The following is a 9,513-nucleotide window of genomic DNA, read 5'->3' as shown; positions in this document are numbered from 1 at the left end:
GGCACCCCTGCCATGACCCACTCCCATCCACGCCGGCTCGGTTGCGTCATTGCCGCGGCCCTGGCGATCGGCGGCGCCTGCCCTGCCCTGGCAGCACCCTCCAACCCCAGCCGGGCCTCCCTACAGGGCGTCACCTTCACGGTGAGCAGCCAGGGGGAGGGCTCGGTGCGGCAGCTGACCATCGCCACCAGCGGCACCCCCCGGGCGATTGCCCCGATTCGGCAGGAGATTCTCGGCAGCGTCAGCGGCGTGGAGGTGGCCGACCTCGATGCCAACGGACTGCCCGAGGTGTACGTGTTCATCACCAGTGCCGGCAGCGGCAGCTACGGCTCGGTGGAGGGTTGGGCCCTGAACAAGGGGCGCCGATCGCTCTCCTCGATTCACATGCCTGAGCTCAGCGGCAAGGCGGCCGAGGGCTACTAGGGCCACGATGAATTCGCGGTGGTGGAGCTCACCCTGGCCCGCCGATTCCCGATCTACCGCCCTGGCGATAGCAATGCCAAGCCCACTGGGGGCACCCGCCAGATCAGCTACAAGCTCGTGCCGGGAGAGGCGAGCTGGCAGCTAAAACCGGTGCGGGTCGACACGTACTGAGATGGCTGGTGGTGGCTGGAGGCTGCTGGCAGGGGGTTTGCGCGCCACCCTGCTGGGGGCGGCGACCCTGCAGCCCCTGGGTGCCGATGCCAGGGGCGACAGACTGCAGGAAGCCATCGCCGCCTTTGAGCAGCGGGGGTTCGTGATCCGCCGGGAGCATCCCCGCTGCGCCGAGCCCCAGCTCCTTGGGTTGTACGTGCGCGGCCGGCGGGAGGTGGTGGTCTGCCCGAAGGGCAACCAGCTGGAAACCCTGCTGCACGAGGGCTGGCATGGGGTGCAATCGCTGTGCCTGCGAGAGAAACCCATGCTGGGTCTCGATGCGCTGCTGCTGCGGCTAGGGCGCCGCGATCGCCTGGAGCTGCAGGTGCTCTACCGGCCGGAGAAATGGCAGCGGGAGGCGGAGGCTCGCGTCATGGCCCGTGAACCGCTGGGCCGCTACCTGGAGGCCCTCGATCGGGCCTGCGCCGCCCCAGCCCCCCAGGCGCCAAAGGCAGACTGAATTAACTCCTAGGCCGCGCGAGCCATGCCCACCCAAGCCGCCGTTCAGGCCTATTACGGCCAGGAGCTCACCGGCACGGCCGACCTCAAGACCAGCGCCTGCTGCGATGCCGATGCGGTGCCGGCCTGGCTGCGGCCGCTGCTGGCCCGGATCCACCCCGATGTGCTGGCGCGCTATTACGGCTGCGGCCTGGTGTGCCCGCCACTGCTCGAGGGCTGCCGCATCCTCGATCTGGGCTGCGGCACCGGCCGGGACGTCTACGCCCTGGCCCAGCTGGTGGGGCCCAGCGGTTCGGTGGTGGGCGTCGACATGACGGCGGAGCAGCTGGCGGTGGCCCGCGAGCACCTGGCCTTCCATGCCGAGCAGTTCGGCTACGCCAACGTGTCGTTTCTGGAGGGCACGATCGAAGCTCTCGAGGCGCTGCCCCTGGAGCCAGGCAGCTTCGACGTGATCGTGAGCAACTGTGTGCTCAACCTCTCCACAAACAAGGCGGCGGTGCTGCAGGGGGTGAAACGGCTGCTCAAGCCCGGCGGGGAGCTGTATTTCTCGGATGTGTACGTGGATCGGCGACTGCCGGAAGCGGTGCGGCGCGATCCAGTGCTTTACGGCGAGTGCCTGGGCGGAGCCCTCTACTGGAACGACTTCCTGCGCCTTGCCAAGGGCGCCGGCTTCCTTGACCCGCGGCTGGTGAGCGACCGCGAGCTCCGGATCACCGAGCCAGCCCTGGCGCCACTGGTGGGCGAGGCCCGCTTCTATGCCGCCACCTACCGCCTGTTCCAGATCGCCGAGCTGGAGGATGCCTGCGAAGACCATGGCCAGGCCGTGATCTACCGCGGCACGATCCCCCACCACCCGCACCGCTTCGACCTCGATGGCCACCACGCCATCGAAACCGGCCGGGTGTTCCCGGTGTGCGGCAACAGCTTCCGCATGCTGCAGGCGACGCGGTTTGCACCCCATTTTGAGTTCATCGGCGACTTCAACCGCCACTACGGCCTCTTCCCCGGCTGCGGCAGCAGCCTGCCGTTTACGGGCAGCAGCTCAGGTGAAGGTTCAGGGAGCTGTTGCTGAGACCGCTTTCTGCCGCGGCCCATCCAGCCGGGCCGTGAGCGCCGCCAGCAGGTCGGCGAGCGTCACCACCAGCCGGTAGCTGATCGCAATCGCCAGCAGCGGCGCCTCGGGAATGGCAAAGCCGAGGCGTAGCAGCAGCGCAGCTTCAAATACTCCCAGGCCGCCGGGGGCACCGGGCACCACCAGGCCGGCGGTCCAGGCCAGGGCAAAGCCCGCCAGCCAGCCGCCCCAATTGAGGCTGTAGGAAAGATCAAAGGCCTGCACGCAGCAGGCGAAGCCGCCAAAGCGGAGTAGCACAAACAGGAGCTGGCCCAGCAGCGGCGGCCACGGATAGCCACGGATCGGCGGGGCGGCTGCCGCCTCGACCTCCAGCCCCAGCTCCGAGGCCTTGCGGCGCTCCAGCCGGCCCAGCAGGGGGTTGAGCCAGCGGGGCCAGAGCAAGGCCAAAGGCAGCACGCCGAGCAGGGCCAGGCCGTTCTGCCAGCCACCGGCGGCCACCAGGGCCAGGGCCGCCACCGCCGCCAGCAGGGGATCGAGCAGCACCGCCACCAGGGCCAGGCCAGCGGAGGCCGGCACGGCCAGAGGGGCCTCTCCACCTCGCAGCAGCTGCACCCGGCTGGTGAGATGCCAGATGCCCCCAGGCAGGAACTTGCGCAGGTTGGTTTCGAGATAGGCACGCACCAGCTCGCTCCAGCGGGGGCGCAAGCCCAGCCAACGCAGAATCACGGCCAAGGAAAAGCCGTTGGCCACCAGGCTCAGCAGGCTGACGCCCACCCCCAGCAGCAGCCACAGCCAACCCTGGCCATCCAAGCTGAGCTGGAGCAGCTGGCGGCCATGGCCCACCAGGGCGGCCAGCAGGAAACCGAAGCTCAGCAGGCTGATCCACAGCTTCAGACCGCCGGGCAGGCCCATCCCCCCAGCCCTGACGCGCTGGAGCAGGGAGTGAATCGCGGGCGGCATGCTCAAGGCTGGGAGGGTCACTGCTGGAAGGCTCACGGCTGGGAGGGGGGCAACTCGGCGTCCAACTGGGCCCGCTGCACAACGGCCCTTACCTGATCGATCCCCAGTTTGTGCTGGCGCGCCAGGGCGACCAGGTCGTCGTGTTCCGCTTTGCTGCGCCAGCGGCCATCGGCCAGCTGGGCCTGCTTGAGCCGCACCGGCCCCAGGGGCGTGGCCAGCTCCAGGCTGCGGCGGGGCAGCACCCAACGGTTCTGGGGCTGCTCCCGCAGTCCCAGGGTGGTGCTGTGCCGCCACCACACCGCACGCAACGCCCCAGCCTGCTCCGGAGGCAGCAAGGCAGTGAGCAGCTGGCCAGGGCGTCCTTTCTTCATGGCGATTGGCTGGCTGAACACCTCCCAGGCCCCCGCCCGCCGCAGCTCATCGCTCAAGAAGGCCAGATCCTCGGCCGTGGCGTCGTCGATCTGGGCCTGCTGCACCAGCAAGGTCTGCTGGGCTGCGGACTCGCCAGCATGCGCCTGGGCCAGGGTGAGCCGCAGCAGGTTGGGGCGATCCAGGCTGCGGGAACCCAGGCCCACCCCTACCTGGCAGGGCACATGGGTGGGGTGGAGAGCGAAGCGGCTCGCCCAGCAGGCCACCAGCGCCAATCCCGTAGGGGTGGTGAGTTCCCCGGCGGGGAATCCCTGCGCCGTGGCCAGGGGGATCGCCCGCAGACGCGCCAGCTCCAGCACCGCTGGCGCCGGCAGGGGCAGGCTGCCGTGGGCCGTTGCCACCACGCCATGGCCCGCCGGCGGCGGCGTGCAGACCAGCTCCTCGACGCCGAAGTGGAGCAGGCCCGCACACACCCCCACCACGTCCACCAGGGCATCGAGGGCGCCCACCTCGTGGAAGTGCACCTGCTCAGGGCTATGGCCGTGGACTGCGGCCTCCGCCTGGGCTAGCAGGCCAAACACCTCCAGCACCCGCTGCTTCAGCGGCTCGGGCCAGGGAACTTCCTGCAGCTGGCGGCGCAGCTCCCGCCAGCGGCGATGGGCCGGCTGGGGCTCCAGGCTGGTGACAGCCAGATGCAGGCCGCGCAGGCCGCCGCTGCGGCGCTCCTCCAGCTCCAGTCGGTAGGCCCCGGCCAGACCCAGGGCCGCCAGCGGAGCATGGATCTCCGCCTCAGGCAGGCCGAGATCAAACAGGGCAGCAAGCAGCATGTTGCCTGCCAGGCCCGTAGCTGCATCGAGCAGGGCCAGCACCTTCAGGCCCCAACAGCCTGGGGGCGGCCCAGGCGGGGGGCTGCTGCCAGCAGGGTTTCGGCCTGGGCCTGGAGCTCATCCTGGCAGCGACGCAGTTGCTGCTCCACCTCGCGCCGCGCCCGGCGCTGCTCCCGCTGGGCGGTGTCCACATCGTGGCCGGAGAGGCCCCAGAGCCGGCCCAGCAGGGCCCGATCGTCGCTGCCGCCGACGCTCTGGCCATAGATCAGCTGTTCGGCCACCATGCCCGCCTGCAGCACCCGACTCCAGCGGCGCAGCTCTTCTGGGGGCAACTTGGCGTAGGCCGGGGGCTCCAGCTCGGTGCTGCCACTGGTGTTCAGCCCCGCCCTCAGGCAAGCAAGGGAACCCACCAGCACCTGGCGCACCGCCATCGCCTCCTGCCGTGCCACCAGCACGTGGCCAGCTTCGTGAATGGCAATCCTGCGCAACCGCAGCTGGCCGCCTGGCAGGGCCTCGGCCAGCACATGCCCGCCACGCCCCCCGAAACGGGCCGCATCGAGGGTGAGGCTGCCCAGTCCCAGGGCAACCACCAGGGTGATCCACCAGGGCGAGAGACCCAGAGCCGGCCCCAGAATCGCCGCCAGACTCACCAGGGCAACTGCCAGGCCAGCCGCCAGCGGTTGGCTCATGATCCCCGCCCCCGGCCGCCCACCTAGGTAGCCGGCCGACTGACGGCACTGCCCAGGTGCCCACTCTTTTGGGCGGCCCCAGCTTGAGCGGAAGCAGTTTGGGCAGCCCCAGCCGGGCGTCCCTTGGCTGCCTTGCCTCCCTTGGCGGAACCGCCATCCCGACGGCCCTTGCCGCCCCGGGTGCCGCGCTGGGCAACCGGACCAATCACCTCGAAACTTTCCAGCTGCAGGAACTGGTCCGTGCGGCGCAGGTTGAGGGCGACGAAGTGGCGCAGGTGCTCGAGGGGCACCTCACCCTTGAGTTGCAATTTGAAGGGCACCGGGCGGCTGCCATCGGGGCGGGGCATCACACGCACCTTCACCACCAGGTCGCCGGTTTCGGGGCGGGTGTAGATCAGCTCACCTCGCACCGAGAAGTAGTCGTCCCCCTCTGGCAGGGCATCGGTTGAGGAACCAGCTTCCTGGTCTGGAGCGAGGGTGCTTGGCTCCCACACACCCACCATCTGCAGGTGCAAATCCCCGTCCTCCCGGGAGCGGGGATAGACCACCCAGAGGTGGGGCTCCTCCAGGTTGAGGTGACGCCGCATCAGGGTGAGCAGGCGGCCCAGAACCACCGCCTCGAGCTCGGCGCCCTCTGCAGTGCGGATGATCCCCCGGGTGAGCTGCTCGGCGTCTGTGGGCACATAGACACCTCGCACCACGCCTATGGCCCGGTACTGGGTGGGCTCGGTGACCGGAGCGATGGGATGTTCACGCATGGGTGGAGTTTAGGTTGCCCCGGTTAAGGCGGTAGGTGCAAACAGAGCGGGGCAGACTGGCTGGCAATACCAACCCCTGCGCCCATGCCGCCCGCTGCCAACCGCTCCGGGATCTGGAAGGGAATCGCCGCGGCCGCCTTGGGGCTGACTTGCATAGCTGGCGGCTGGTGGCTGGGCCAGCTGCAGAACGGCGCGGGCAACACCGATCAAGCGCGGCTCTCCCTGGAGCGGCAGGCCTCCGCTCTGCAACAGCAGCTCAACCTGGGCCAAGCCAGCCCGGCCGACCAGCAGCGGCTACTGGAGCTGCTGGTCGGCCTGGATCGCAAGCCTGAGGCCACGGTTTTGCTTGAACGGCTGGCCGATCAGCAACCCCAAAAGTGGCCCCTGAGGCTGCTGCTGGCCGAACTGCGGCGCGACCAACAGGATCGCAGCGGCGCCGAAAGAGAGCTGCGCCAGTTGCTCAACCTGCGCCCGGACCAGATCGAGGGTCTGCAGCTGCTGGCCCTGCTCCAACTTGAAACCGGCCGCAGCGCCCAGGCCCAGAAGCAGCTCGAAGCAGCCCTGAGCCGGGCCAGCAAGCCCCAGCTCAAACCCCAGGCCCTGGCCATCGGCCTCCTGCTGGCCAACGTGCTGCAGAAAAGTGGTCGGCCCGCCCAGGCGGATTCAGTACTGCTAGAGCTCGCCGCCGACTTCCCGACGGATCAGCGGCCCCTGCTGGCCCGCGCCCTGCTGCAACAGGAAGGGGGCGACCCCAAAGGGGCCCAACAATCTTTGGCCCAGGCGCGCAGCCGCAGGCCAGGGCCCAGCGATCCTCGCCTGGATCAGGTGGCCGCAGAGTGGCGGCTGGCCCCTCTCAGGGAGACTTCACCGTCGCAGCCGGGGAAGCAGATTGGGAATTGAAATCCTTGAGCGCCGCATCAACAGCGTCACCCGGCTGGGTGGCGTCGTCGAGGGAGTTGGCCTTACGCAACTTATTCATCAATTCGATCGGATTGGCCGAGTCCATTAGCGATCCGCTCCGGGTGGGTCCGGTGCCGTAATCGAGCTCCCTTTCCTGCTGGGGGCTGCTGATCGTCTGGCCGTAGCCCTTCTGCTGGGCCCTGACCGGCGCTCCCCCCGCCGCCATCCCGGCAAGCAGGACCGCACCGCTGAGGGCCATCAAGATTCTGGGGCTGGCCAGGGCAATTGCAGGCATGGTGAATTCGGTCCAGCTTGCGCAGATACTCAGCCTAGTTGCTTCCTCCACAGGCCATGCGGATCGCCACCTGGAACGTCAACTCCGTGCGCACCCGCCTCGACCAGGTGCTGGCCTGGCTGCAGCAGGAACGGCCCGAGGTGCTCTGCCTGCAGGAAACCAAGGTGACCGATGAGCTGTTTCCCCTGGAGGCCTTCGAGGGCCTGGGCTACGCCATGGCGATCAGCGGCCAGAAGGCCTACAACGGCGTCGCCATCCTCAGCCGCCTGCCCCTCGAAGACGTGCAGATCGGCTTTGACGCCCTGCTGCCCCACGACCCGGAATCGCCTGGCCTGAGTGAGCAGAAACGGGTGATCAGTGCCCTCATTGACGGCATCCGGGTGCTGAACCTCTACGTGCCCAACGGCAGTTCCCTCAAGAGCGAGAAGTACCCCTACAAACTTGAGTGGCTGGCCTGCCTGGGCCGCTACCTGGAAATTCAGGCCCAGCAGGGCGATCCCCTTTGCATGGTGGGCGACTTCAACATCGGTCTGGAAAGCCGCGACCTCCCCGATCCCGAGCGCCTCACTGGCGGCATCATGGCCAGCCCGGCCGAGCGCGAAGCCCTCAAGGCCGCCCTGGACGAACGGCTCAGCGATGTGTTCAGGGTGTTCGAGCCCGCCAGTGGCCACTGGAGCTGGTGGGACTACCGCAGCGGGGCATGGGACAGGGATCGGGGCTGGCGCATCGACCACATCTACCTCTGCCAAGAGCTGCTTGACTGCGCCACCGGCTGCGTGATCCACAAGGCCACCCGGGGCAACGAGCAACCCAGCGACCATGCGCCGGTGGTGGTGAACCTGGTGTGGCCTCCAGCCCAGGACGAGAACGGGCCCGAAGAGGACTTCTGAAAATGGTGTTTGTTGCGAGCTAAAACACCACCGCCGCCTCAGGCAGGGGCTTGCCCTGCTGCCGCAGGACGGTTTGGCGCCGCGCCGATTCGCCGCAACTGCTGGGCGTGGGGAAGATCTTGCCGGGATTGGCCAGGCCGCAGGGATCGAAGGCCTGGCGCACCAGCTGCATCGTGGCCAGGTCGTCGGGGCCGTACATCCAGTCGAGGTAACAGCGCTTGTCGGAGCCCACGCCGTGCTCGCCGGTGATGCTGCCGCCCACATCCACGCACAGCCTCAATATGGCTGCGCCCAGGGCCTGTACCCGCTCCTGCACGCCCGGCTCCCTGGCGGAATAGAGGATCAGGGGATGGAGGTTGCCGTCACCGGCATGGAACACGTTGGCCACCGGCATGCCGTGGCTGGCGCTGAGCTCTTCGATCGCAGCCAGCACCCGGGGCAGGCTGCTGCGCGGCACCACCCCATCCTGCAGGTAGTAGTTGGGAAAGCGGCGACCGAGAGCGGAGATGGCCGACTTGCGGCCCTTCCAGAGCAGGTTTCGTTCCTGTTCATCGGTGGCCTGCCGCATCGTGCGCGCCCCCGCTTGCTGGCAGAGAGCGCTGACGAGCTCCACCGAGGCGGACACCTCCCGCTCCTGGCCATCCAGCTCGATCAGCAGCAGCGCCGCCGCATCGCGGGGGTATTCATCCACCCCGAAATATTCATCCACCGCCTCGATTGTGAGGCGGTCCATCATCTCCATGCCGGAGGGCAGCACCCCGGCCGCTGTGACCAGCCGCACCGCCTCCCCTGCCGCCTCCATCGAGCTGAAGTCAGCCAGCAACACCGCCACGCTCTGGGGCGCCCGCAACAGCCGCAGGGTGATCGCCGTGGCAATGCCGAGGGTGCCCTCACTGCCGATGAAGGCGCCGCGCAGGTCGAGCTCGGCGGTTTCCTCGAGCTCACTGCCGAGCGTGGTCACCGTGCCGTCGGGCAGCACCACCTCCATGCCAAGCACATGGTTACTGGTGACGCCGTACTTGAGGCAGTGCACCCCGCCGGAGTTTTCAGCCACGTTGCCGCCGATGCTGCAGGCCACCTGGCTGGAGGGGTCTGGGGCGTAATAGAAGCCATCACCAGCCACCGCCCGGGTCACCCAGCTGTTGATCACGCCGGGCTGCACGGTGATGCGGCGATTCTCCAGATCCACCGCCAGCACCCGGCGCATGCGGCTGGTAACGATCACCAGGGCATCGGTTTCGGCCACCGCTCCGCCGGAGAGCCCCGTGCCGCTGCCCCGGTCCACGAACGGCACCTCCAGCTCGTGGCACAACCGCACCACGGCGGCCACCTGCTCCGTGCTCTCAGGCAACACCACCAAACGGGGCTGGTGGCGTTTCAGGGTGAGCCCATCGCAGTCGTAGGCCAACAACTCCTGGCGGGCCGACACCACGGCAGGGGCTGGCAACAACCGCCGCAGTTGCCGCTCCAACTCTGGCCAGTTGACGCCCAAAGCACCCGTGGCATTCCCGCTGAACTTACCGGAATCGACAGGGTCCGGTTTTGAGTCAGGATGGAAGACGGTTTTCTACCTCTGCGGATTCCGCTTTGACCTCGGCTGCCACCTCCGCTCCGGCTTCGGGTTCTGCCCTGAACACCACCCGTTCCCAGGAGATCTTCCA

The 9,513-nt window shown here is 68.4% G+C and carries 12 protein-coding genes; 6 read left to right on the top strand and 6 right to left on the bottom strand.

Translation table 11 applies throughout. The features are described 5' to 3' along the window. The 4 genes from KBZ07_RS11630 to KBZ07_RS11615 all read left to right on the top strand — a co-directional run. A partial coding sequence (locus KBZ07_RS11630; RefSeq protein WP_254931768.1) for a hypothetical protein occupies nucleotides 1–423 on the top strand: 423 nt, incomplete at its 5' end. Between the two features lie 18 nt (nucleotides 424–441). Further along, nucleotides 442–594: a hypothetical protein gene (locus tag KBZ07_RS11625; protein ID WP_254931767.1), complete on the top strand. Its 153-nt coding sequence runs from the start codon at nucleotides 442–444 to the stop codon at nucleotides 592–594. Between the two features lie 37 nt (nucleotides 595–631). Next, complete coding sequence (locus tag KBZ07_RS11620; RefSeq protein ID WP_254931766.1) at nucleotides 632–1,093, top strand: hypothetical protein; 462 nt, start codon at nucleotides 632–634, stop codon at nucleotides 1,091–1,093. Between the two features lie 24 nt (nucleotides 1,094–1,117). Further along, on the top strand, nucleotides 1,118–2,164 hold the full coding sequence (locus tag KBZ07_RS11615; protein WP_254931765.1) for a methyltransferase domain-containing protein: 1,047 nt from the start codon (nucleotides 1,118–1,120) through the stop codon (nucleotides 2,162–2,164). Here KBZ07_RS11615 and KBZ07_RS11610 read toward each other — a convergent pair. From KBZ07_RS11610 to KBZ07_RS11595, 4 genes are read right to left on the bottom strand one after another with little or no spacing between them, the layout of a single operon-like run. Further along, entirely contained in the window at nucleotides 2,147–3,124 is a 978-nt protein-coding gene (locus KBZ07_RS11610; RefSeq protein ID WP_254931770.1) for a UPF0104 family protein, read from the bottom strand. The two genes, KBZ07_RS11615 and KBZ07_RS11610, sit on opposite strands and share 18 nt — an antisense overlap. Nucleotides 3,125–3,156: 32 nt before the next feature. Next, complete coding sequence (locus KBZ07_RS11605; protein WP_254931769.1) at nucleotides 3,157–4,368, bottom strand: LarC family nickel insertion protein; 1,212 nt, start codon at nucleotides 4,366–4,368, stop codon at nucleotides 3,157–3,159. After that, a complete protein-coding gene (locus tag KBZ07_RS11600) occupies nucleotides 4,365–5,009 on the bottom strand; it encodes a hypothetical protein (RefSeq protein ID WP_254931764.1) in 645 nt (214 codons plus the stop codon). The genes KBZ07_RS11605 and KBZ07_RS11600 overlap by 4 nt, the downstream gene beginning before the upstream one ends. Before the next feature lie 23 nt (nucleotides 5,010–5,032). Continuing rightward, complete coding sequence (locus tag KBZ07_RS11595; protein ID WP_254931763.1) at nucleotides 5,033–5,767, bottom strand: hypothetical protein; 735 nt, start codon at nucleotides 5,765–5,767, stop codon at nucleotides 5,033–5,035. Nucleotides 5,768–5,851: 84 nt separating this feature from the next. Between KBZ07_RS11595 and KBZ07_RS11590 the strand changes: the two genes are divergently transcribed. Then, nucleotides 5,852–6,667, top strand: coding sequence for a lipopolysaccharide assembly protein LapB (locus KBZ07_RS11590; protein WP_254931762.1), 816 nt, complete (start codon nucleotides 5,852–5,854; stop codon nucleotides 6,665–6,667). Here the strand turns inward: KBZ07_RS11590 and KBZ07_RS11585 are convergent. Continuing rightward, nucleotides 6,621–6,962 carry a hypothetical protein gene (locus tag KBZ07_RS11585; protein ID WP_254931761.1) on the bottom strand — a complete coding sequence of 114 codons (342 nt, stop codon included), beginning with the start codon at nucleotides 6,960–6,962 and terminating at the stop codon, nucleotides 6,621–6,623. The two genes, KBZ07_RS11590 and KBZ07_RS11585, sit on opposite strands and share 47 nt — an antisense overlap. 56 nt (nucleotides 6,963–7,018) lie before the next feature. On the opposite strand from KBZ07_RS11585, the gene xth reads away from it, so the two are divergent. Then, nucleotides 7,019–7,852, top strand: coding sequence for an exodeoxyribonuclease III (xth, locus tag KBZ07_RS11580; RefSeq protein WP_254931760.1), 834 nt, complete (start codon nucleotides 7,019–7,021; stop codon nucleotides 7,850–7,852). A 19-nt stretch (nucleotides 7,853–7,871) separates the two neighbouring features. On the opposite strand, the gene KBZ07_RS11575 is transcribed toward xth, so the two are convergent. After that, nucleotides 7,872–9,344: an FAD-linked oxidase C-terminal domain-containing protein gene (locus tag KBZ07_RS11575; RefSeq protein WP_254931759.1), complete on the bottom strand. Its 1,473-nt coding sequence runs from the start codon at nucleotides 9,342–9,344 to the stop codon at nucleotides 7,872–7,874. Nucleotides 9,345–9,513: the final 169 nt, after the last annotated feature.

Source organism: Cyanobium sp. BA20m-14 (genome assembly GCF_024346295.1).
Note: the sequence above shows the minus strand (reverse complement) of the source record. Positions and strands in the feature narration are given on the sequence as shown.